Below are 22,403 nucleotides of genomic sequence, written 5' to 3'. Positions count from 1 at the left end.
GCAAGTTCACTAATTGTGAATGCTGTATACATATGGTGAACTAAATTAAAAGCAATGTTGAGGTTTACCATAATGAAAATTTACGATGAATTGCGATTAAATCGCCGAACTTTACTCAAGGGAATTGGTGTCGTGGGCTTGGCGACGATAGCGCCGAGCGCATTTGTGCAAGCCAACAATAATCGGCCTTTACCTCGAGTTCGTTTAAGGCTCTCCGACTACAAAACATTTCGTTCAACTTGTGCGATGGAGTGTTTGCACTGCAACCTGACCGCTTATACCTATCAAGGTAAGTTGATGAAAATACAAGCGACGGAAGGTTTTAACGTGAAGTGCTGCTTGCGAGGAATGAGCAGAACTAAATGGGTATACCATGCAGAACGGATCACCACACCATTACTCAGAGTTGGTGAGAAAGGGAAAGCTGAGTTTAAGCCTATCTCATGGGATCAAGCGTTGGATCTTATTGAAAAAAATATCCGAGAAACCATTGATAAATATGGTAATGAAGGATTATTCATATCAACCCATGCAGGGAACATGGATTCGATTAAAAATGATATGGGTAAGGCATTTTTTGATTATTTAGGCGGTTCTACTAAACAAGCGGGATCGTTATGTTGTTCGGCAGTTACCGCAGCGATGATCCCAATGCTTGGTTTACGTTATGCAGACACTCGCGATACGATTGCGGATAGCCGCTATATTCTGTGTTGGGGAAATAACCCCGCCGTGACGATGCAAGCCTATTTTAAAAATTATAATCAGGCGCGGAAAAATGGCGCGAGACTGGTTGTTATTGATCCTCGTTTTAATGAAACGGCGGCAAAAGCCGATGAATGGATACCAATCATTCCTGGGACAGATACTGCGCTCGCCTTAGGTATGATTAAAATCATTATTGAAGAGAATCGAATTGATGAGGATTTTCTACGGGTACATACTGGGGCTGTCTATCTTGTTGATTCGCATCAACAACAAATTAGGGAAGATAACAATGATAAGGACAGTTATCTGGTCTTTGATTTAATAAGTCAAAAGCCAGTTCGTCATGACCTTGCTGGCATTAAACCTGCACTTCACCAGCATGAATTACCTCAAGATTTTGGATTCACCACTGTTTTTGAACAGATCTATCAACAAGCAAAAGGGTGGGATGTTCAACGTGTTTCCAAAGAAACCGATGTGCCAGCTGAAACTATAGTGCGTCTTGCTCGGGACTATTCATCGTTAACGCCATCGATGATTGTACAAAATATGTCTGGAGCGCAACGAACTGAGTATGGTACTTACGTTGCTGCTAGCCAGTTCTATCTCGCACTGTTAACCGGAAATATTGGTAAACGTGGTGCCGGTGTCTGTGATGCAGGTGGCGCTCGGCAGATGGCAAAATTCAGCCCAATCGTTCCGCCTGCTCCCAATGCTAAAAATATTCCACCAATCCCTGTATCTAAGGTCGGCGAGTACATTGTTAATGAGCAGCCGCATCCAATTAATTTTTGGTGGATCATGACAATGGGGGTTATGACCCAGCTCCCCAATACAAACAAAGTCCGTGAAGCGCTCAAAAAAGTTCCATTTGTGGTTGTTGCGGATAACTTAATGAGCTCAACGGCATTGTATGCGGATTTAGTTTTACCCGTAACGACAATTTTTGAAGATACTAGCTTGATGGCTGGGGTACGTAGTCAGTATGTACAATTGATGGAGAAAGCTGTCGAACCAGTCGGTGAAGCTAAACCTGATTATTGGATCTTCGCGCAATTAGCGGAGCGTTTTGGCTTTGGCGATGTATTTAATAAACCCATTGAACACTACATTGACACATGTTTAGAAGGTTCTGGCATTACTCGCCAAATGTTGGCCAAAGGCCCTGTTCGCCCAGTTGAGGGTGACTGGATCCCATTCAAAGATGGCGTATTTAGGACATCTACCAAAAAAGCCCATTTTTTTATTGAAGAGTGGCAAAAGAAAACGTTTTCTCCCGTCGTTTCTTACTATCAGGTGACGGAATCGGTCCAAGGCTCCCCTGAGCTGGCTAAAAAATACCCATTAATGGCCGTGCAAAGAAAGTTGGCTCGGAGCGTCCACTCTAGCCATGGCATGAATGAATGGATTCTAGAAATACACCGCAACCAACCTAACGTATTGATTCACCCAGAAGATGCGAAAGTGCGAGATATCAAAGATGGGGAATGGGCTATTGCGTTCAATGACCGCGGTGAGCATCGAGCTATTGCAGTTGTGACAATGCATATCAAAAAGGGAGTCATTTCTTTAGATAATGGTTGGTGGGAACAGCAAGGGGGAAGCAGCAGCCACGTGACCAATGACCAAGTTGAGCATTTAGGTACTGGGCATTGTTGTAATAGTACGTTGGTTGATGTGAGAAGGGAGGCATAGTCATGGTAAAGCAATATGGTTTTTTAATTAATACGAAGGATTGTTATGGCTGCCGAACTTGCTCCATGGCATGTAAATCCGAAAATGTAACCCCTCCAGGCGTGTTGTGGCGTCGAGTTCGAGAATTCAACGGTGACTCGCCCAATACACAAGCATTTATCACGATGTCATGTAATCACTGTGATGATCCTCAATGCTTAAAAGTCTGCCCTGCGAATACGTACACTAAGCGTGCCGATGGTATCGTCGTTCAAGATCATGAAAAGTGTATTGGATGCCAGATGTGTATCATGGCATGCCCATATCATGCTCCTGTTTTTGACCCAGCTGAAGGCAAAACCAGCAAGTGCAACATGTGTGCAGAACGACTTGATGAGGGCTTGCTACCAAGATGTGTGGAATCTTGCCCTACAGGTGCTATCGAATTTGGTGATATTAATGAATTACGCAAGAAACACACCACTAACTGGAGTGTATTGGAACAGAGTTACAACATGCCTGACCACACGATAAGCAACCCGAATATTGTCATCATTGGTATGGAGGACTAATCATGGATATTAAACATATGGAGCTCCCGCTGGTGTTTTTTACAGTGATGAGTCAGTGGGGAATTGGTGCAGTCCTCGCATTAACTATTTACCAAATGAAAGCAAGTAAACAGAATCTACTCTCAGGGGCTATGCTACGCCGTGTGGTCATATTGATTTGGTTGATTGAAGCGATTGGCTCATCGATGTCAATGGGGCATTTAGGGGTACCTTTTGAAGCCTATCGTTCTGTTCTTGGACTAAGTCATTCGTGGCTGAGCCGTGAAGCGGTGACATTTGTATTATTAAACGGTGTCGTGACTCTTTGGGCGCTGTCATGTTGGCTATCCCCTCAAGTCAATGTGCGTAATCAGTTACTCGGCTGGTTAAGTGCTATTGGTGGCGTTGCGGCTATTTTTGTGACGGCGCAAGTATATTACCAAATGGTTGCGCATCCATTATGGCATACCCCTGCGACACAAATCGCGTTCATTGGTAGTGCAATAGTCCTGGGTTTTAGTCTCATTACTGTATTAATCATTGGACAAGGAAAACCCGTTCCATCAGTTATCAAAATGGGTGTGCTGGTAGGGATTGCATTAGTATTAGGGGCTCAAATTACTCGCTTACAATTACCTGCAAGCCAAGGGGGAAGTTATTTGCTTTGGTGGCAGGTGGTGATGAGCATGCTATTGCCTTGCATTGTTGCGATGAGAGGGTATAAGGGAAAACAGCCATCAGCTATTTTTATTGCATTGGCGATGCTGGGTATATTTAGTGGTGAACTCGCAGGCCGCGCACTGTTTTATGGCTCGGTGATGATTCAGGCACCTTGGTTTTAAATTATTACTATATACGAATTGTAGTGATAAAAAAGCCTTGCTAGTTTCCTAGCAAGGCTTTGATACTTAATGTTGTAGCGTATTAGAAACTAGCGGGTTTTGCCATTTCTGATGTCGCAACATTGGCGGCTACATGACCACCTGCACCTTTAGGTTCAAAGGTTGATGGCTCACGTTGATACTCTTTAATTTCAAAGTCAGAAGCCATTACAGCAGGTGCTGGGGCTTTCGTCATTGGTGAGTATGCATGGCGCTTATGTAAGTTAACCGCATTTGCTGTTGGAGCAGGTTCAATCACGGCAGTTTCAACAACTACTGCTGCGGTAACTGCAGTTTCAATCACCATATCTGCAACGACAGGTTCAACAACAGTTTTGACCTCTTCAACGATAGGAGCTTCAACCAGCGTTTCAGTGACTTCTGATTTTGTCTCTTCGATAATGTCTGCTGCTACATTTTGAACAACATCATTTTCAACAACATCGCTTTCCACTGTTGCGGCTTCAACCGTCGTATTTTCAACAACAACGCTAGTTTCAGTTTCTGCTTTTGGCGTCTCAACGATAGCGTCAGTAACTACGGGTACGTCAATGTGTTCCGCTTTTACTTCAACATGTTCAATCGGTGCAGCAACTACAGGTGCTTGAACCGTATTTTGTTGTTCCAGCATCTCTTCATTGGTCATGATAGCCATGCTTTCTTGTTGAGGCTGAACGACTGGGTAGCGAATAAATACTTTACCAGAGGCTAATTCAGGGGAGGCTACTGCCGCCGCTAAAGGCATTGGTGATTTATTCAAATGACGCTCATCACGGTAACGGCGACGACGCTGACCACTCACTCTCAGATGACGTGGTGAACGACGAGAACGGCGTGGAATGATGGTATCTTGTTTTTCATCATCATCCAATTGTTCAGTGTTAGTCGCTAAGTTATCATCTTCGTCCAGAGAAACATGAGACTGTTTTTTCTCAACATTCACTGCTGCAGGTAATGCTGCAATCGGTGCTGTAGAGTTTTCTGCAACAACAGCGGTATCAGTAACTATTGACGTTTCTGCTGCTTGGTCATTGTCAGTCACACGAATTTTTTGTGTTAATTGACGGCGTTGACGACGAGGAGCAACAGGACGTTGTTCTTCTTCATCTTTTTCTACAGCAGCATTATCAACAGCGGTTTGCTGGTTATCTTGCTGCGTTTTTGCAGTTTGTTGTTGACGTTTTTCATCTTGACGACGGCGACGCTCTGCACGTTGATCACGACGTTGCTGCTGATTTTCGTGGTTTGCACTGTCCGTTGTTTGCTCTTCAACTGGGGTCGTATTCTTGTTATTACGTCCCTTGTTGCGGTTTGCAGCATCTTCAGATTGTGCATTGCGATTATTACGATTGTCACGATTGTCGCGGTTATCACGATTGTCGCGGTTATCACGATTTTCGTAATTATCATCGCGATCGCGACGATTGTTATTACGGCGGTCGTTATTATTGCGACGACGATCATTATTACGGCGACGGTCATTGTTATTCTGACGTGGTTTCTGTGCCGGCTTTTCAACTGCTTTTTCTTCTTCAGCAAAGAGACCTTTAAAGAAAGCAGCAATTTTGCTAAATAAACCAGCTTTAGGTTGCTCATCCACTTTTTCGCGAACAGGCGCTTTAGCCGGGGCTTCTTTTGGTTTCAGTGCAGGAGCTTCAACGGGCTCTTGCAGTGCAAATGCTGAAATAGCAGGTTGCTCAGGTATTTTACGCTCAGTTGTCGTTTCTTCACCGTGGTTTAAAGTTTCAGCTTCATGATACTGGGCTAAGTTGTAGCTCAGGGTTTGAACTTCTTCACCTTTACGGATGCGGATGACGTGGAAGTGAGGCGTTTGCATCTGGTCATTTGGAACAATCACAACGCGCACGTTACGCTGACGTTGCTCAATTTCCGTGACGGCTTGGCGTTTTTCATTTAATAGATAAGATGCGATTTGCACAGGGACAATCGCATGCACTTCATGGGTATTTTCTTTCAGTGCTTCTTCTTCGATTAAACGTAATACTGACAGTGACAGCGATTCGTTATCACGGATAGTCCCCGTACCTGTACAGCGTGGGCAGACGTGATGACTCGACTCACCCAGAGATGGGCTAAGACGCTGACGAGACATTTCCAACAGACCAAAGCGTGAAATGCGCGCGATTTGAATACGAGCTCGGTCTTGGCGAACAGCTTCACGTAGGCGGTTTTCAACTTCACGTTGGTGGCGAACTGGGGTCATATCGATAAAGTCGATAACAATCAGCCCACCTAAGTCACGTAAACGTAATTGACGTGCAATTTCGTCAGCCGCTTCAAGGTTAGTATTGAATGCAGTCTCTTCGATATCACCACCACGGGTTGAGCGTGAGGAGTTGATATCAATAGCCGTTAATGCTTCGGTTGTATCGATAACTAACGCACCGCCAGAAGGTAAACGTACTTCACGCTGGAACGCAGATTCGATTTGAGATTCGATTTGATAGTGACTAAACAGAGGAACATCGCCACTATAATGTTTAATTTTGCTAGCAAAATCACCACGACCAATCGCTTCGATATGGTTACGTGCCATCTCAACCACTTTCGGGTTATCGATCAGGATTTCGCCGATGTCAGGACGTAAATAATCACGGAAAGCACGGACAATCACATTACTTTCTTGGTGGATTAAGAACGGCGCAGGGCGGTTTTCAGCTGCTTTTTGAATCGCTTCCCAGTGGCGTAAGCGATACAGTAAATCTTGTTGCAGGGATTCTGCTGATTTACCGACACCCGCAGTACGGACGATTAGCCCCATACCATCTGGAATTTCTAAGCAAGATAACGCTTCTTTTAATTCTGTACGGTCTTCACCTTCGATGCGGCGAGAAATACCACCGGCACGTGGGTTGTTTGGCATCAGAACTAAATAACTACCCGCTAAGCTGATGAATGTGGTTAAGGCTGCACCTTTGTTACCACGCTCTTCTTTATCAACTTGAACAATAACCTCTTGGCCTTCTTTCAGCACATCTTTGATGTTAGGACGACCTTGGGAGTGATAATTGCTAGGAAAGTATTCGCGAGCGATTTCTTTGATAGGCAGGAAACCATGTCTTTCAGCGCCATAATCAACAAAAGCAGCTTCGAGGCTTGGTTCAATACGGGTAATTTTACCTTTATAAATGTTGGCTTTTTTTTGCTCATGACCTGGGCTTTCAATATCCAAGTCGTAGAGTCGTTGCCCGTCAACAAGGGCAACACGCAACTCTTCCTGTTGAGTTGCGTTGATTAGCATTCTTTTCATGTTATTACTTACTCATTATTTTTTAAATAATAGAGCAGCGAAAGAAGGAGCTACTGTAAACCGATGGCCTCATGATTTTTACAAAGCCGTCTACCTCTCGGCAGTCGTTCGTATAGAGACGCGCAGTATTCGGTGAACCTGATTTTTAGATTAAAAATTCAGCGTTCTTAATCAGGATGCCGTAGATTTCTTAGAAAACGGAGACTCCCAACCCAATAAGCTAAAATTCGTTGCTCGCTAATTTATTTGATTTAGTTAGATGTCTTACGCCATTGCAGCATCGTTACGCCATCAAATAATAAATTCCTACAGTATTACGTCTAACTTGTATTCTACTAGCTAAAAATAATTATAGCCGAAAGTGCGAAAACACCTAAAGCTAACATAGCAAAGCCAATTTTCGTTTTTAAACATCTTGGCACCGCTTATTATTCCATTGCCAAGTGCATTATAGCAAGTGCAACGTAAGTTATATGGAAATTTTATTAAGAAATTGAGCCAATCATGCAGAAATTGACCAATTTAAAAAAAAACATAAAAAAATTCGTGGAGTCGGTATGATATACCGATGTAAGTGAGACTATTTATTCATCAATCAGAGTTAACGCATTCCCGAATGAAAACAGAAAACCAAGTTCAATTTATTGATATTAGCGATGACGAAGCAGGGCAACGCATTGATAATTTCTTGCTGAGCAAGTTAAAAGGTGTTCCTAAGAGCATGATTTATCGCATCATCCGTAAAGGTGAAGTGCGCGTCAACAAAGGGCGAATTAAGCCTGAATACAAACTACTCGAAGGGGATCAAGTTCGCGTGCCGCCAGTGCGTGTCGCTGAGCGTGAAACTGCACCTGTTTCAGCAAAATTGGATAAGGTGGCAGCATTAACGGATTGCATTCTATTTGAAGACGAATCCATTTTAGTCATCAATAAGCCATCAGGTACCGCGGTTCATGGTGGCAGTGGGTTAAGTTTCGGCGTAATTGAAGGGCTACGCGCCTTACGTCCAGAGGCCCGTTTTTTAGAACTGGTGCATCGTTTAGACAGAGATACTTCTGGTATCTTATTAGTCGCTAAAAAACGTTCGGCGTTACGTGCGCTTCACGAGCAGTTACGTTTAAAACAGATGCAAAAAGATTATTTAGCGTTAGTGCGCGGCAATTGGCAGTCACATACTAAAGTTGTGCAAGCTCCGTTATTGAAAAATATTTTGCAAAGCGGTGAACGTATTGTTCGAGTCAATAGTGAAGGAAAGCCTTCTGAAACACGTTTTAAAGTCGAAGAACGTTTTGAAAATGCAACGTTAGTTAAGGCGAGCCCAGTAACGGGACGTACTCACCAAATCCGCGTACATACTTTACACGCAGGTCACCCAATTGCGTTTGATGACCGTTATGGTGATAAGCAATTTGATAGCCAGTTAGCAGATACAGGACTGAAGCGTTTGTTCTTGCACGCGTATTCACTGAAATTCACTCATCCGAAAACGGGTGAGGAAATGCGAGTTGTTGCGCCGCTACATAACGATTTGAATCAGTGCTTGAAAGTATTACGAGCGAAAAAAGCGCAGTAATGCAGTAATAATGATAATAAAGGTTAGCGACTACCCGCAGGCTAGCTAACCTTAATTATTTAGTCTAAGAGTGGGTTGACTCCATGCTGACGTAACATCTCCAGCAATAAAATAGTCGGCAAACCAATCAGAGTGTTTGGATCTCGCCCTGAAAGCTTATCAAACAGGCTAATGCCTAATCCTTCCGATTTAAAACTGCCAGCGCATTGATAAGGTTCGTCTTTATTCAGGTATTGTGTGATTTCTTCATCAGTGAGCTGTCTAAAATAGACATCGAAGGGTTCGCACTGAAGATTGAATTTACCTGTCGCACTATCTAACAAGCAAAGCCCAGTATAAAAAGTCACCCGATGACCTGACGCTGCCTTGAGTTGTTTAAAGGCATTATCAAAATTGTGTGGCTTTCCGACTATTTTATCGTCAATGACGCAAACTTGGTCAGAGCCGATGATTAGATGTTGAGGGTATTGTTGAGCCAGTGCTTTAGCTTTTTCGTGGGATAAGCGCATCACTAAAGCTTGAGCCGATTCCTGCAGTACAGGCGTTTCATCAACGTTCGGCGCAGCGGCGAGAAATGGGATGCCCAGCTTCTTTAGTAAGGCTTGTCGGTATTCAGAGGTTGACGCCAAAATAATTGATTTCATGATTTTTCTCGAAACTCATAGCCAAAAGGGTTAACTCATTTTAAACTATATCCGCTTAACCGGCGATTTTTTGGTGAAAAGGCGAGTTTATCCCGCCTTTTTCTTTGACTATAGTTCATTACAAAGTTAATATGCGCGCCTTATGCAAAAGGTAAAATTACCCCTGACTATCGATGCGCAGCGTGCAGCTCAGAAAAACCTCGACTATGTCGGGAGTTACACACCTGAGCAAGTTACACGAATTGCCGAATCAGTAGTCAGTGTAGACAGTGATGTTAAATCCGAATTATCATTTAAAATTGATAAGCGACGTTTGACAGTGATAGAAGGGCATTCTGAATTAGATGTCACTCTACAATGCCAACGTTGCAGAAAAGATTTTAAACATCATGTCTACGTATCGTATTGTTTTAGTCCTGTCGTCAGTGACGAAAAGGCCGAAGCATTACCGGAAGAATATGAACCAGTTTATGTAGATGAATTTGGTGAAATAAATTTGCTGGGAATGTTAGAAGATGAAATAATTCTATCCTTACCAGTGGTTCCGGTTCATGATTCTGAACACTGTGAAGTGTCCGAGGCGGACATGGTGTATGGCCAACTACCTCCTGAGGTAGAAAAGCCAAATCCATTTGCCGCATTAGCCAGTTTAAAGAAAAGTACTTAAGGAGTAAGGTCAATGGCCGTACAACAGAATAAACCAACTCGTTCAAAACGCGGTATGCGTCGTTCACATGATGCACTGACTGCTACCCTAGTTTCTGTAGATAAAACTTCCGGTGAAACTCACCTGCGTCACCATGTGACTGCAGATGGTTACTACCGTGGCCGTAAGGTTATCAGCAAGTAATTGTTGATACTTTGGCTAGTCTAACCATCGCGTTAGATGCCATGGGCGGGGATGTTGGTCCCCGCGTCACGGTGCCTGCTGCATTGCAGGCACTGGCATCTAATCCAGCATTAAAATTACTGCTTGTCGGTCAACCCGAAGCCATTCATCCTTTGCTTGCACAACAAAGTGCGGAGCAAATTTCGCGTATCGAAATTATCCCTGCAGAAAACGTCATTGCTAACGATGCTAAGCCATCCCACGCAATTCGCCAAAGCAAAGGGACGTCAATGCGAGTGGCGTTAGAGTTAGTCAAGACAGGTCAAGCGCAAGCGTGCGTGAGTGCGGGTAATACAGGTGCATTGATGGGCTTGGCAAAATTGATGTTAAAATCAATTGAAGGCATTGAACGCCCAGCGTTAATGACCATTTTGCCAAATCAGAAAAAAGGAAAAACCGTTGTCCTCGATTTAGGGGCTAACGTAAATTGTAGCAGTGAAATGCTCGTGCAATTTGCTGTGATGGGTTCAGTGATGGCGGAAGAGGTTGCCAACATCAATCAACCTAAAGTCGCTTTACTCAATATTGGTGAAGAAGAGAGTAAAGGGCTGGACAATATCCGCGAAGCCGCCGCTATGTTGAAAGAAACGGCGTCAATTAATTACATTGGTTATGTTGAAGGCAACGAGTTGCTGACAGGTAAAACAGATGTATTAGTGTGTGACGGCTTCGCAGGTAATGTCTCACTAAAAACAATGGAAGGTGTGATTCGTGTCATTCTTTCATTGTTAAGATCAGCCGGTGAAGAGAACAAAAAAAGCGGTTGGTTTATGCAACTCGCTAAGAAATGGTTGAAAAAACGGCTAATGAAGCGTTTTGGGGATATGAACCCCGACCAGTATAACGGCGCGACTCTGTTAGGATTAAAAGGGATTGTCATCAAAAGCCATGGCGCAGCGAATGAAAATGCGTTTAAAGCCGCAATTGAACGTGCGGTACAGGCTGTTGAACGACAAGTTCCCGAAAGAATAACAGCTCGACTTAATATTGTTTTACCCAGGAGTGATCAATAACCTATGCACAGTAAAATATTAGGAACAGGCAGCTATTTGCCATCGCAAGTTCGTACCAATGCTGATCTGGAAAAAATGGTTGATACTTCTGATGAATGGATTGTAACGCGTACGGGTATTAAAGAGAGACGAATTTCAGCTGCCGATGAAAACGTGTCCACAATGGGTTTCCAAGCAGCAAAAAATGCGCTGGAAATGGCACAGGTCGACAGCAGTGAAATTGGTTTAATTATTGTCGCGACAACCTCCGCAACTCACGCATTCCCAAGCGCAGCGTGTCAAATTCAGCAAATGCTGGAAATTAATGATTGTGCCGCATTTGATGTGGCAGCAGCTTGTGCTGGTTTTACTTATGCTATCAGTATCGCTGATCAGTTCGTTAAAACGGGCATGACTAAGAAAGCACTGGTGATTGGTGCGGATGCGTTATCTAAAACTTTAGACCCGAATGATCGCGGAACCATTATTCTATTTGGTGATGCTGCGGGTGCAGTGGTGATCGGCGCTTCTGAAGAACCAGGTATTATTTCTACACATCTGCATGCCGACGGGCGTTATGGGGACTTACTCTCCTTACCAAACCGTGCTCGCTGCTCAGATGACCAAGCTTATTTATCCATGACAGGTAACGAAGTATTCAAAGTTGCTGTGCGTGAATTAGCCCATATTGTCGATGAGACATTGGCGCAAAACGACATTGCAAAAGAAGAACTTGATTGGTTAGTACCACATCAAGCAAATTTACGAATTATTTCCGCGACCGCAAAAAAATTGGATATGACCATGGATAAAGTGGTTGTAACGCTGGATCGTCATGGAAATACTTCTGCGGCATCAGTCCCAACAGCACTCGATGAAGCAGTGCGCGATGGTCGCATTCAGCGCGGCCAATTAGTGTTATTAGAAGCATTTGGTGGCGGCTTTACTTGGGGCTCCGCACTGGTTCGTTTTTAATTTACTGAGAAAACAAACATGACACAATTTGCTATGGTATTTCCGGGACAAGGTTCCCAGTCTTTAGGAATGTTAGCTGATTTAGCAGAAAAAAATCAGCTGGTTAAAGAAACATTCGCTGAAGCGTCTGAAGCATTGGGTTACGATCTCTGGGCATTAGTTCAAAATGGACCAGAAGAAGAATTAAATAAAACATGGCAGACTCAACCTGCATTATTAGCCGCGTCTGTGGCTATCTTCCGTGTTTGGCAAGCAAAAAATGGTAAAATTCCTACGTTGATGGCAGGTCACAGCCTTGGCGAATATTCAGCGTTAGTTTGTGCGGGTGTTATCGACTTCAAACAAGCCATTAAATTGGTAGAACTGCGCGGCAAACTGATGCAAGAAGCGGTTCCTGAAGGTACTGGCGCAATGTATGCAATCATCGGTTTAGATAACGAATCTATCGAAAAAGCATGCCAAGAAGCAGCACAAGGTCAGGTGGTTTCACCTGTGAACTTTAACTCACCAGGTCAAGTTGTTATTGCGGGCGAGAAAGCTGCGGTTGAGCGTGCAGGTGCTGCGTGTAAAGAAGCGGGCGCAAAACGAGCATTGCCACTGTCTGTTAGCGTGCCTTCACACTGTGCATTAATGAAGCCAGCAGCAGATAAATTAGCTGATGCATTAGAAAAAATTGAATTTTGTGAGCCGACCTATCCTGTTATCAATAATGTTGATGTTAAAATGGAAACGTCTGCGAAAAATATCCGTGATGCATTAGTGCGCCAGTTATATAATCCGGTGCGCTGGACTGAAACAGTCGAATTCATGGCAGAACAAGGTATTGAGCAATTGGTTGAAATGGGCCCAGGCAAAGTCCTGACTGGTCTAACCAAGCGAATTGTCTCTAATTTAACTGCCGTTGCAGTCAATGATCCTGTATCATTAGACTCGGCTTTAGAAACTATCTGAGGACGACAATGAGCTTTGAAGGAAAAATTGCACTGGTAACTGGTGCTAGCCGTGGAATCGGTAAAGCGATTGCTTTAACCTTGACTGCACGCGGTGCGACCGTTATTGGTACTGCAACAAGCGAAAAAGGCGCGGAAGCGATTACTGCCTATTTAGATGGGAAAGGTAAAGGCTTAGCGTTAAACGTGACAGATCCAGCATCAATTGAAGAAACATTGACCCAGATCCGTGCGGAATTTGGCGAAATTGATATTTTAGTTAATAATGCTGGTATTACGCGTGATAACTTATTGATGCGTATGAAGGATGATGAGTGGCAAGATATTATTGACACGAATCTTTCATCCGTTTACCGTTTGTCTAAATCCGTTTTGCGTGCCATGATGAAAAAGCGTTGTGGGCGAATTATTTCCATTGCATCTGTTGTGGGTGTCATGGGGAATGCGGGACAAACAAACTACGCGGCAGCGAAAGCTGGGCTGATTGGTTTTAGTAAATCATTAGCTCGTGAAGTCGCTTCTCGTGGTATCACTGTTAACGTTGTAGCGCCTGGTTTTATCGAAACTGATATGACTAAGGCATTGACAGACGAACAACGTGCAGGCATTTTATCTCAGGTTCCTGCGAATAGACTGGGTGATGCACAAGAAATTGCCAGTGCTGTAGCATTTTTAGCTTCTGACGAAGCTGCTTACATCACAGGTGAAACATTGCATGTCAATGGTGGCATGTACATGATCTAAAGAAATGAGGGAACCATTTGCATATTTTTGTGTTGCCTAATGCAAAATTATGCAAAATAATGGTTTCCACAGCCGGGATTGGGTTGTATCTTTTCCTGTATTTCATAAACTACGAAAACCATCGCGAAAGCGAGTTTTGATAGGAATTTTAATAGTATGAGCACTATCGAAGAACGCGTTAAGAAAATCATCGTTGAACAACTGGGTGTTAAAGAGGAAGAAGTTGTGAATACAGCTTCATTTGTTGATGACTTGGGCGCTGATTCTCTTGACACAGTAGAACTGGTTATGGCTCTGGAAGAAGAGTTCGATTGCGAAATCCCTGACGAAGAAGCTGAAAAGATCACTACAGTACAGGCTGCAATTGACTACGTCAAAGCATCTGAGTAATAGCAGTAAAACTTATCTAGGCGATCATTCGATCGCCTATGTTTCTTTTGTAACTAATTCCCTCCTTGGAGGACATACGTGTCTAAGCGTCGTGTAGTTGTAACCGGACTTGGCATGTTATCTCCTGTCGGCAATACAGTTGATTCATCATGGAAAGCTGTTTGTGGCGGACAGAGTGGTATCAGCCTAATTGATCATTTTGATACTACTAACCACGCAACTAAATTTGCAGGCTTAGTAAAAGATTTCAATTACGAAGATTTTGACATCTCTCGCAAAGATGCGAAGAAGATGGACCCATTCATTCAGTATGGCATTGCAGCTGGTTATCAAGCCATCAAAGATTCTGGATTGGAAGTAACAGAAGCCAATGCTACTCGTATCGGTTTAGCTATTGGTTCTGGTATTGGCGGGTTAGGGTTAATTCAAGATAACTGTGAATCTATGATGCACGGTGGTCCTCGTAAAGTTAGCCCATTCTTCGTACCATCGACAATCATCAACATGGCTGCTGGTCACTTAAGCATCATGTATGGCCTCCGTGGTCCAAGCATTTCAATTGCAACAGCTTGTACATCAGGCGTTCATAATATTGGACATGCTGCACGGATGATAGCCTATGGTGATGCTGATGTTATGCTTGCGGGTGGCACTGAGAAAGCAACGACACCATTAGGTGTAGCTGGCTTTGGTGCAGCGCGCGCACTATCGACACGTAATGATAACCCACAAGCAGCAAGTCGTCCTTGGGATAAAGACCGTGATGGTTTTGTTCTGGGTGATGGTGCAGGTATCATTATTCTCGAAGAATACGAACACGCTAAAGCACGCGGCGCGAAAATTTACGCAGAAATCGCAGGCTTTGGTATGAGCAGTGATGCTTACCATATGACGTCACCACCAGAAAATGGTGAAGGCGCTGCATTAGCGATGAAAAATGCGCTAAATGATGCAGGTATTAAGCCAAGTGATATTGGCTATATCAATGCTCACGGTACATCAACACCAGCAGGTGACTTAGCGGAAGCACAAGCGGTTATCTCTGTATTTGGCGAAGATACAAATGTGTTAGTTAGTTCAACAAAATCTATGACTGGTCACCTATTAGGTGCTGCGGGTGCAGTTGAATCTATCTTTACGATTCTGTCTCTATGCGACCAAATCGTTCCACCAACAATCAACTTAGATAACCCAGATGAAGGTTGTAAGCTTGATTTTGTTCCGGGTGAAGCGCGTAAAGTTGAAAACATGGAGTATGCTCTGTGTAACTCATTCGGCTTCGGTGGTACTAACGGCTCATTGATTTTCCGTCGCTATAACGCTGAATAATCAATAATACTGTGCATTTCTAAGCTCCAGTGTCTTTGATACTGGGGCTTTATTTTTGCCTTCTTTTTGCAGTACTCTTTGCTTTAGTTTATGATATTACACACTATGTTACTGCCTGATTTATCAGCTTTTATTATAAGAAATGGTCATGACTTATTGGGTTAACGGGGTTTCTTGTCAACAAATTGATATTACTGATCGCGCTATCGCCTTTGGTGATGGGTGCTTTACGACTATTCATGGCGTAAATCAGCAGGCGAAGATGTTAGATAAGCATATTTTACGCTTACAGCAAGATTCTGCTCGCCTCAAATTACCTGCGATAGATTGGTCACAACTGACGCGACATATTGAAAAGGTTTGTGAACAACAAACTGATGAAGAGTTTGTGCTGAAGGTTGTGTTAAGTCGTGGTAAGGGCGGTCGAGGTTATAGCTCGCAAGGATTTGAATATCCGACAATCATTGTGATGGCTTCTCCTTTCCCAAAGCATTACGTAGCATTGCAGTGCCAAGGGGTATCATTGTTGCTCAGCCAAACTCCATTAAGCCGCAATCCACTCTTAGCAGGTATGAAGCACTTAAATCGATTAGAGCAAGTGTTGATCCGCCAAGAGATTGACGATGCTCAACTGGATGAGGCCGTGGTGTTAGATACGAATGGTGCCATCGTTGAATGCTGTAGCGCCAATATTTTTTGGCGTATAGGGCGTGATGTTTACACACCCATTCTTAGTCACTCTGGTGTCAATGGGTTAATGAGACAAAAGATCATAGCACAGCTCAATAATAGCCAGTACCATCTGGCAGAAGTTGAGCGCTTTCCCGCCATTTTGACTCAATGTGATGAAGTCATTATTTGCAATGCATTAATGCCTGTTTTACCAGTGAAAAGCATTCGGTTTTCAGAAGATAAAACAATCAGTTATCAATCAAGAGAACTGTTTGAGTATTTACTATTACAGCGACAAATTTAAACCCGATAACGATTTAATTCTTATCATTCATCGACAAACAATGCATTTAAGTGACCCATAATGAAATTAGCGAAAAAAATAACACTGATTGTCTTTGTCCTTGTGGTTATTGGCGCGATTGTAGCGTATCTACAATATCGTCAAGTTCTTGATTATGCGAAGAAGCCTATCAACATTGTCCAAGAAACTATCTTTACTGTGCCAGCAGGGACAGGGCGAGTGGCCTTAGAAGGGTTGCTTATCAAAGAAAAATTTATCGAAGAAGGGCATAATTTCCAGCTTCTTCTAAAAGCGCGCCCCGAATTAGCTCAGTTCAAAGCAGGCACTTATCGCTTACAGCCAAATATGACTGTGGATCAATTATTAGCGCTGATCACCAGTGGTAAAGAAGCGCAATTTAGTATTCGCTTTATTGAAGGTAACAAATTGGCTGATTGGAGCAATATTTTGCGTGATGCGCCCTATATGCAACATAAAACTCAAGATGCAACGCCAACTGAGCTTTATGCCATGCTGGATTTTAAAGAGGGTGATAATCTCGAAGGTTGGTTATACCCTGATACCTATTTATACACAGCGGGTACCAGTGACGTTGAGATACTCAAGCGTGCTTATAAACGCATGCAAGCCGCTGTGGAAGAAGAGTGGAAAGGTCGCGATAAAGATCTACCCTATAAGAATGCCTATGAAATGTTGATCATGGCATCGATTGTCGAAAAAGAGACTGGCGTGGATAACGAACGCGCTCAGGTTGCTTCGGTGTTTGTGAATCGCTTGAAGAAAAACATGCGCTTACAAACAGATCCTACAGTTATCTACGGGTTAGGGGAAAATTATCGTGGTAAAATTTATCGCAGTGACTTAGATAACTACACCGCGTATAACACGTATAAAATCGATGGTTTACCACCAACGCCAATTGCTATGCCGAGTCTTGCCTCGATAAAAGCGGCGGCTCACCCAGCAAAAACAGATTATTTATACTTTGTCGCCGATGGTACAGGCGGACATACTTTTAGTCGCAATCTTAATGACCATAACCGCGCTGTTAAGGTTTACCGACAAATTGAGCAAAAGAATTGATAAACGAAATGAAAAACCAATTTATTGTTATTGAAGGATTAGAAGGTGCGGGTAAAACGACGGCAATCAACACCGTTGTTGACACATTAAACCAAGCGGGCATTCACGATATGGTGTTTACCCGTGAACCGGGTGGTACACCACTGGCTGAACAACTGCGTGAATTGATAAAACAAGGCATTGAAGGTGATAGAGTCACCGACAAAGCAGAGCTATTAATGTTGTATGCGGCGCGTGTTCAGTTAGTTGATACGGTCATCAAGCCCGCACTTGCAGCAGGAAAATGGGTCATTGGTGATAGACACGATTTATCCTCCCAAGCATACCAAGGCGGTGGCCGTGAAATCGATCGCCACTTAATGGCGTCATTACGAGACTTAGTTCTTGGTGAGTTTAAACCGGCTCTGACTCTTTATTTAGATTTACCGCCAGAACTGGGTTTACAACGCGCACGTTCTCGCGGTGAATTAGACCGTATTGAGAAAGAATCGCTGGCTTTCTTTGAACGTACTCGAGCGCGCTATTTAGAACTGGCTGCGGCAGATGATACTATTTTAACCATCGATGCGAGCCAAAACATTGAACAAGTGCAAGCCGATATTCGCAGTACCTTACTGACATGGCTGGCAAAATAAGGCTCGAATGATGAATTGGTATCCATGGCTTAATGAAACTTATCGTCAATTAATAAGCGCTTATCAAGCAGGGCGTGGTCACCACGCATTGTTGATTCATTCAATAGCGGGCAATGGGGCTGAAGCATTAAGCTATGGCGTGAGCCGTTGGTTGATTTGCCAAAATAAAGATGGTTTAAAAAGCTGTGGAGAATGCCATAGTTGCCGTTTAATGTTGGCTGGCACACATCCTGATTATCATGTTCTAGAGCCTGAAAAAGGGAAAACGACCATCAGTGTTGATTCGGTTCGTAAGCTAACTGAAACATTAAGTGGTCATGCGCAACAAAGTGGTGCAAAAATTGTTTCCATTCCCGATGCACAGGCACTGACGGATGCCGCGGCTAACGCGTTGCTCAAAACCTTAGAAGAACCCACAGGGCAAACCTACTTTTTATTAGGTTGTGAAAAATTAGATAGCTTGCTGGCCACATTAAGAAGTCGTTGTTTAACTCACTTTCTACCTGCGCCTGATCAGCAAGTTGCGTTATATTGGCTGCAAAAACAGCAGGCGGGTTTATCCGTAGAGGATGCTGTTACTGCGTTAACATTGTGCCAAGGCGCACCTGTTGCCGCATTGCAGTTGCTTGAGCCTGAGCAGTGGCAACGACGTCAGCGATTATGCAACGAGTTAGAGCAGAGCTTACGTCAGAAAGATTTTTTAAAACTTCTGCCAGCATTAAATACTGATAATGGACCTGAATGCATTAATTGGCTACTCGGGTTAATTGCCGATGGCATAAAATTGCAGCAAAAAGCAGGGCAGTATGTTGTCAACCAAGATAAAATGGCATGCGTCACTTTGTTGGCAACATCCATGAGCAGTTCGCAGCTATTGGATGTGTATAGCCAGTGGCAAGCGTGTCGTTACCAATTACTAACCGTACCTGCGCTAAATCAGGAGTTACTCCTGACCAATCAGTTATTACACTGGGAAGCGTTATTCGCTTCGCCTTCAAGATAAAAAGAGTAGACTATGTTTGTTGTTGATTCACACTGCCATCTCGACTGTTTAGATTATGAAAAATTACACACTAACGTCGATGATGTTATCGCAAAGGCATCTGCACGAGATGTCGGCTTTATGTTGGCCGTGGCAACCACCTTGCCAGGTTTTGAAAGCATGAAACAGTTAATTGGAAAGCGCGACAATGTTGCGTTTTCTTGTGGTATTCATCCATTAAACTTGGATGAAGGTTATGATTTTGAAAAATTGGCGCAATTAGCAGCGGGTAGTGAAGTGGTCGCGCTTGGTGAAACGGGCTTAGATTACTATTATCAGCAAGAGAATGCGGCACTGCAGCAAGAGTCATTTCGTCAGCATATTCGCATTGGTCGTCAAGTGAATAAGCCCGTGATTGTGCATACTCGTTCCGCGCGAGAAGATACACTGTCTATTTTACGGGAAGAGAAAGTTGACGAGTGTGGCGGTGTGTTGCACTGCTTTACGGAAGACCAACAAACGGCTATCGATTTACTGGATTTAGGGATGTACATCTCTTTTTCCGGTATTGTCACGTTCCGTAATGCTGAACAGATCCGAGAAGCTGCGCGAGTTGTGCCATTAGATAGAATTTTAGTGGAAACAGATTCACCTTACTTAGCCCCAGTACCGCATCGTGGCAAAGAGAACCAACCTGCGTATGTACGTGATGTGGTGGAGTATATGGCTGTATTGAAAGGGGTGAGTGTTGAAGAAATGGCACAAATCACCACTGAGAACTTCAACCGTTTATTCCATTTACGCGCTGGGCAATAAATAGATAACTATTAAATTATTAAGGAATTTGTCATGGCAGAAGAGACTATTTTCAGTAAAATTATTCGACGTGAAATCCCTTCCGAGATCGTATATCAAGACGAGCTGGTCACTGCATTTCGTGATATCGCGGCACAAGCGCCGACGCATATTTTGATCATTCCGAATAAATTAATCCCAACCGTGAATGATGTGACGGTTGATGATGAGCTGGCATTAGGGCGCTTATTTACCGTGGCGGCGAAAATTGCGAAAGAAGAAGGGATTGCAGAAGATGGTTATCGCCTGATTATGAACTGCAACAAACATTCAGGACAAGAAGTCTTCCACATTCATATGCACTTAGTGGGTGGACGTCCATTAGGCCCATTATTGGCTAAGTAATTCATCATGAAACGCGCTGCATCAACCTTAAAATACGTCGCCACACTGGGCTTACTTACGCTGTTTCTCAGTGGTTGTGTTTGGAACAAAAAAACAGGGTTATCATTTAATGATCAGCAGCGCATCGTGATGGAGCCTTCCGTGCTAGCAGCAGGTGTGATTGTAGAAAAACCGGTGATCAAGGTTGGTAGCGTAACGGCAACCGCAACTATCAACATGAGCAATATTGAAAAGAAACCGGTCACTGTGCTGTATCGTATCTTTTGGTATGACGAGCAAGGATTGAGAGTGGATTCAACAAAGAGTCAGCCTCAAGTCATCCCGGCTAATTCATCAGTGATGCTAAAAGAGGTCACAACATCCCCGCTTGCACGTAATGCGCGTATCTATGTTTTCTTACCTTCAACGGCTGGAGAGTCACAATGAAACGGATCTTATTGGTCGCAGCAGCAGCATTTATTTTGGCAGGTTGTCCGTCAGTCCCTCAAGGGCCTAAACCCCCAATTGTTCCTGTTGAACCTGGTGTAACACCGAAACAGCCTGAAAAGCAGCCGGAATTAACGCCTCCACCACCAACGGACACAGTACCGATGCCACCAAAGCAGCAAACCGTTGATTGGGCCGGGGCATTACAGCCGTTAGTCAATAAAATGGTGGCGGACGATGGCGTTGAAAGTGGCAAAGTTTTGCTGGTCGATTCTGTCAAAAATAATACCAGCGGAAGCTTGCCTTCACAGGCAGTAACGGCAGCATTAACCAATGAAGTCATGAAAACCAATAAGTTTAAAGTGGTTCCTCAAGGTGTCGTCAGTGCAGCCCGCAAAACATTGGGATTGTCACAGGATGATAGTCTGGTCACTCGCAGTAAAGCGATTGGTTTAGGGCGTTATGTTCAAGCCCAGTATGTGATTTATAGTGTTATGTCAGGTTCCACCAAAGATCGCAGCATTGAAATGCAGTTAATGGACGTGCAAACCGGTGAAATTGTGTGGTCTGGAAAACAGAGTATTGAGTAATCAATCATCACTGTTTGCATTACTTTCTGAATGCTTCCCAGCAGTTTTAGCATCATGCTGGGAAGTCTCTCCATTAGCGGGGTTATCGGGAGGCAGCTATTTAGTTGAATATCGATACTCTACTCAAACTCAAGATACTGTTCCCCCCATTAAATTAATCGCCCGCTCAGATGGGCAAGCGCAAAATGCGTTGTATGTTAATCGCCGCAAAGAAGCGCATATTCTTAAGCAACTGAAAGATTTTCCTTATTCCCCCCAAGTCCTTGGGCGTAATACCCATTGGTTATTATTGGAATGGGTTGATGGCGATCATCCTAGTGGCGAACAATTTCTTTCTTTTGAATTTCAAAAAAAATTGGCAGGGATCGTTGCCAAGCTCCATAATCATGACGTATTAAATTACCGATTACCGTTACGTAATGAGATTGCTCATTACGGCTATTTAATTGATAATAAAAGAGTCTCAGCACGCTGGAAGCGGGTACATCATCGTTTCCTACGCACGCCAATGCCAAAGGTATTAAAGCTCGCACCCGCCCATATGGATATTCATCCGGGTAATGTGCTGTGTGAGCAAGGGGTGCCAAAAATGCTAGTGGATTGGGAATATGCAGCAAATACCGATATTGGGTTGTCCCTAGAAACCTATTTTCAATTCAATAGCCTGACGGTAGAACAACGAGATTATTTCTTGACGCAATATTGCCCCACCTATGGTGCCTATAAAGATAAACACCGTTTGGCAGAGCACTGTTTGCAATGGGAGCCGTGGGTCAAATACATGACGTTAATGTGGTATGAAGTTCAGTGGTGCCAGCGTCAAGAAGCGCAGTTTTTAAATGATTCTTCCCCATTACGAGACTATTTTGGTCTTTGATTGGGCAATATAAAATCTCCGTGAATATACGAGAATTTGTGAAAATTAATCAAGTGAGGCATG

Annotated in this window: 23 protein-coding genes; 21 read left to right on the top strand and 2 right to left on the bottom strand. The window is 43.6% G+C overall.

The window, feature by feature from the left end; genetic code table 11:
• The first annotated feature begins 72 nt into the window (after positions 1–72).
• The 3 genes from LDO73_RS10670 to LDO73_RS10660 are packed head-to-tail and all read left to right on the top strand — an operon-like array spanning position 73 to position 3,775.
• Positions 73–2,403: a molybdopterin-containing oxidoreductase family protein gene (locus LDO73_RS10670; RefSeq protein WP_224057862.1), complete on the top strand. Its 2,331-nt coding sequence runs from the start codon at positions 73–75 to the stop codon at positions 2,401–2,403.
• Between the two features lie 2 nt (positions 2,404–2,405).
• A complete protein-coding gene (locus LDO73_RS10665) occupies positions 2,406–2,954 on the top strand; it encodes a 4Fe-4S dicluster domain-containing protein (RefSeq protein ID WP_224057861.1) in 549 nt (182 codons plus the stop codon).
• Positions 2,955–2,956: 2 nt separating this feature from the next.
• Complete coding sequence (locus tag LDO73_RS10660) at positions 2,957–3,775, top strand: dimethyl sulfoxide reductase anchor subunit family protein (RefSeq protein ID WP_224057860.1); 819 nt, start codon at positions 2,957–2,959, stop codon at positions 3,773–3,775.
• Positions 3,776–3,857: 82 nt separating this feature from the next.
• Here the strand turns inward: LDO73_RS10660 and rne are convergent, their stop codons facing one another.
• Complete coding sequence (rne, locus tag LDO73_RS10655; RefSeq protein WP_224057859.1) at positions 3,858–7,085, bottom strand: ribonuclease E; 3,228 nt, start codon at positions 7,083–7,085, stop codon at positions 3,858–3,860.
• A 616-nt stretch (positions 7,086–7,701) separates the two neighbouring features.
• Between rne and rluC the strand changes: the two genes are divergently transcribed.
• Positions 7,702–8,658: a 23S rRNA pseudouridine(955/2504/2580) synthase RluC gene (rluC, locus tag LDO73_RS10650; protein ID WP_224057858.1), complete on the top strand. Its 957-nt coding sequence runs from the start codon at positions 7,702–7,704 to the stop codon at positions 8,656–8,658.
• A 59-nt stretch (positions 8,659–8,717) separates the two neighbouring features.
• Here rluC and LDO73_RS10645 read toward each other — a convergent pair whose 3' ends face one another.
• Positions 8,718–9,302 carry a Maf family protein gene (locus LDO73_RS10645; protein ID WP_224057857.1) on the bottom strand — a complete coding sequence of 195 codons (585 nt, stop codon included), beginning with the start codon at positions 9,300–9,302 and terminating at the stop codon, positions 8,718–8,720.
• A gap of 142 nt (positions 9,303–9,444) precedes the next feature.
• On the opposite strand from LDO73_RS10645, the gene yceD reads away from it, so the two are divergent.
• From yceD to LDO73_RS10560, 17 genes are all read left to right on the top strand, one after another.
• The gene (yceD, locus tag LDO73_RS10640; RefSeq protein ID WP_224057856.1) at positions 9,445–9,969 is read left to right on the top strand and encodes a 23S rRNA accumulation protein YceD; all 525 of its coding nucleotides are present in this window, start codon (positions 9,445–9,447) and stop codon (positions 9,967–9,969) included.
• A 12-nt stretch (positions 9,970–9,981) separates the two neighbouring features.
• Positions 9,982–10,152 (top strand): 50S ribosomal protein L32, encoded by a 171-nt coding sequence (rpmF, locus tag LDO73_RS10635; RefSeq protein ID WP_006660802.1) that lies wholly within the window; start codon positions 9,982–9,984, stop codon positions 10,150–10,152.
• An 11-nt stretch (positions 10,153–10,163) separates the two neighbouring features.
• Entirely contained in the window at positions 10,164–11,204 is a 1,041-nt protein-coding gene (gene plsX / locus LDO73_RS10630) for a phosphate acyltransferase PlsX (protein ID WP_224057855.1), read from the top strand.
• 3 nt (positions 11,205–11,207) lie between these two features.
• Positions 11,208–12,158: a beta-ketoacyl-ACP synthase III gene (locus LDO73_RS10625; RefSeq protein ID WP_224057854.1), complete on the top strand. Its 951-nt coding sequence runs from the start codon at positions 11,208–11,210 to the stop codon at positions 12,156–12,158.
• Positions 12,159–12,176: 18 nt separating this feature from the next.
• Positions 12,177–13,109 carry an ACP S-malonyltransferase gene (gene fabD / locus LDO73_RS10620; RefSeq protein ID WP_224057853.1) on the top strand — a complete coding sequence of 311 codons (933 nt, stop codon included), beginning with the start codon at positions 12,177–12,179 and terminating at the stop codon, positions 13,107–13,109.
• A gap of 8 nt (positions 13,110–13,117) precedes the next feature.
• Entirely contained in the window at positions 13,118–13,852 is a 735-nt protein-coding gene (gene fabG / locus LDO73_RS10615) for a 3-oxoacyl-ACP reductase FabG (protein ID WP_132495284.1), read from the top strand.
• A 156-nt stretch (positions 13,853–14,008) separates the two neighbouring features.
• The gene (gene acpP, locus LDO73_RS10610) at positions 14,009–14,242 is read left to right on the top strand and encodes an acyl carrier protein (RefSeq protein WP_006660807.1); all 234 of its coding nucleotides are present in this window, start codon (positions 14,009–14,011) and stop codon (positions 14,240–14,242) included.
• A gap of 78 nt (positions 14,243–14,320) precedes the next feature.
• On the top strand, positions 14,321–15,571 hold the full coding sequence (gene fabF / locus LDO73_RS10605) for a beta-ketoacyl-ACP synthase II (RefSeq protein ID WP_224057852.1): 1,251 nt from the start codon (positions 14,321–14,323) through the stop codon (positions 15,569–15,571).
• A gap of 148 nt (positions 15,572–15,719) precedes the next feature.
• Positions 15,720–16,547: an aminodeoxychorismate lyase gene (gene pabC, locus LDO73_RS10600; protein WP_224057851.1), complete on the top strand. Its 828-nt coding sequence runs from the start codon at positions 15,720–15,722 to the stop codon at positions 16,545–16,547.
• Between the two features lie 60 nt (positions 16,548–16,607).
• Positions 16,608–17,630, top strand: coding sequence for an endolytic transglycosylase MltG (gene mltG / locus LDO73_RS10595; RefSeq protein WP_224057850.1), 1,023 nt, complete (start codon positions 16,608–16,610; stop codon positions 17,628–17,630).
• A gap of 8 nt (positions 17,631–17,638) precedes the next feature.
• Positions 17,639–18,265: a dTMP kinase gene (tmk, locus tag LDO73_RS10590; protein WP_224057849.1), complete on the top strand. Its 627-nt coding sequence runs from the start codon at positions 17,639–17,641 to the stop codon at positions 18,263–18,265.
• 10 nt (positions 18,266–18,275) lie between these two features.
• Complete coding sequence (gene holB / locus LDO73_RS10585) at positions 18,276–19,268, top strand: DNA polymerase III subunit delta' (protein ID WP_224061175.1); 993 nt, start codon at positions 18,276–18,278, stop codon at positions 19,266–19,268.
• A 12-nt stretch (positions 19,269–19,280) separates the two neighbouring features.
• Positions 19,281–20,063 (top strand): metal-dependent hydrolase, encoded by a 783-nt coding sequence (locus tag LDO73_RS10580; protein WP_154603581.1) that lies wholly within the window; start codon positions 19,281–19,283, stop codon positions 20,061–20,063.
• Between the two features lie 33 nt (positions 20,064–20,096).
• A complete protein-coding gene (gene hinT / locus LDO73_RS10575; protein WP_006660814.1) occupies positions 20,097–20,447 on the top strand; it encodes a purine nucleoside phosphoramidase in 351 nt (116 codons plus the stop codon).
• A gap of 6 nt (positions 20,448–20,453) precedes the next feature.
• Complete coding sequence (locus tag LDO73_RS10570) at positions 20,454–20,873, top strand: YcfL family protein (protein ID WP_224057848.1); 420 nt, start codon at positions 20,454–20,456, stop codon at positions 20,871–20,873.
• On the top strand, positions 20,870–21,463 hold the full coding sequence (gene lpoB, locus LDO73_RS10565; protein WP_224057847.1) for a penicillin-binding protein activator LpoB: 594 nt from the start codon (positions 20,870–20,872) through the stop codon (positions 21,461–21,463). The genes LDO73_RS10570 and lpoB overlap by 4 nt, the downstream gene beginning before the upstream one ends.
• Positions 21,456–22,340 (top strand): phosphotransferase, encoded by an 885-nt coding sequence (locus tag LDO73_RS10560; protein ID WP_224057846.1) that lies wholly within the window; start codon positions 21,456–21,458, stop codon positions 22,338–22,340. Before lpoB ends, LDO73_RS10560 begins: the two co-directional genes overlap by 8 nt.
• Positions 22,341–22,403: the final 63 nt, after the last annotated feature.

Source organism: Providencia alcalifaciens, from assembly GCF_915403165.1.
Classification (GTDB): Bacteria; Pseudomonadota; Gammaproteobacteria; order Enterobacterales; family Enterobacteriaceae; genus Providencia; species Providencia alcalifaciens_C.
The sequence above is the reverse complement of the archived record's forward strand: the minus strand, read 5'-3'. Positions and strand labels throughout refer to the sequence as shown.

Bases quoted from the DNA above. Each gene is read 5' to 3' on its own strand.
- yceD (WP_224057856.1), top strand. From the start codon at position 9,445: ATGCAAAAGGTAAAATTACCCCTGACTATCGATGCGCAGCGTGCAGCT.
- pabC (WP_224057851.1), top strand. From the start codon at position 15,720: ATGACTTATTGGGTTAACGGGGTTTCTTGTCAACAAATTGATATTACT.
- fabD (WP_224057853.1), top strand. From the start codon at position 12,177: ATGACACAATTTGCTATGGTATTTCCGGGACAAGGTTCCCAGTCTTTA.
- LDO73_RS10665 (WP_224057861.1), top strand. From the start codon at position 2,406: ATGGTAAAGCAATATGGTTTTTTAATTAATACGAAGGATTGTTATGGC.
- LDO73_RS10570 (WP_224057848.1), top strand. From the start codon at position 20,454: ATGAAACGCGCTGCATCAACCTTAAAATACGTCGCCACACTGGGCTTA.
- LDO73_RS10670 (WP_224057862.1), top strand. From the start codon at position 73: ATGAAAATTTACGATGAATTGCGATTAAATCGCCGAACTTTACTCAAG.
- hinT (WP_006660814.1), top strand. From the start codon at position 20,097: ATGGCAGAAGAGACTATTTTCAGTAAAATTATTCGACGTGAAATCCCT.
- rluC (WP_224057858.1), top strand. From the start codon at position 7,702: ATGAAAACAGAAAACCAAGTTCAATTTATTGATATTAGCGATGACGAA.
- lpoB (WP_224057847.1), top strand. From the start codon at position 20,870: ATGAAACGGATCTTATTGGTCGCAGCAGCAGCATTTATTTTGGCAGGT.
- fabG (WP_132495284.1), top strand. From the start codon at position 13,118: ATGAGCTTTGAAGGAAAAATTGCACTGGTAACTGGTGCTAGCCGTGGA.
- holB (WP_224061175.1), top strand. From the start codon at position 18,276: ATGAATTGGTATCCATGGCTTAATGAAACTTATCGTCAATTAATAAGC.
- rpmF (WP_006660802.1), top strand. From the start codon at position 9,982: ATGGCCGTACAACAGAATAAACCAACTCGTTCAAAACGCGGTATGCGT.
- mltG (WP_224057850.1), top strand. From the start codon at position 16,608: ATGAAATTAGCGAAAAAAATAACACTGATTGTCTTTGTCCTTGTGGTT.
- tmk (WP_224057849.1), top strand. From the start codon at position 17,639: ATGAAAAACCAATTTATTGTTATTGAAGGATTAGAAGGTGCGGGTAAA.
- rne (WP_224057859.1), bottom strand. From the start codon at position 7,085: ATGAAAAGAATGCTAATCAACGCAACTCAACAGGAAGAGTTGCGTGTT.
- LDO73_RS10580 (WP_154603581.1), top strand. From the start codon at position 19,281: ATGTTTGTTGTTGATTCACACTGCCATCTCGACTGTTTAGATTATGAA.
- LDO73_RS10625 (WP_224057854.1), top strand. From the start codon at position 11,208: ATGCACAGTAAAATATTAGGAACAGGCAGCTATTTGCCATCGCAAGTT.
- LDO73_RS10660 (WP_224057860.1), top strand. From the start codon at position 2,957: ATGGATATTAAACATATGGAGCTCCCGCTGGTGTTTTTTACAGTGATG.
- LDO73_RS10645 (WP_224057857.1), bottom strand. From the start codon at position 9,302: ATGAAATCAATTATTTTGGCGTCAACCTCTGAATACCGACAAGCCTTA.
- acpP (WP_006660807.1), top strand. From the start codon at position 14,009: ATGAGCACTATCGAAGAACGCGTTAAGAAAATCATCGTTGAACAACTG.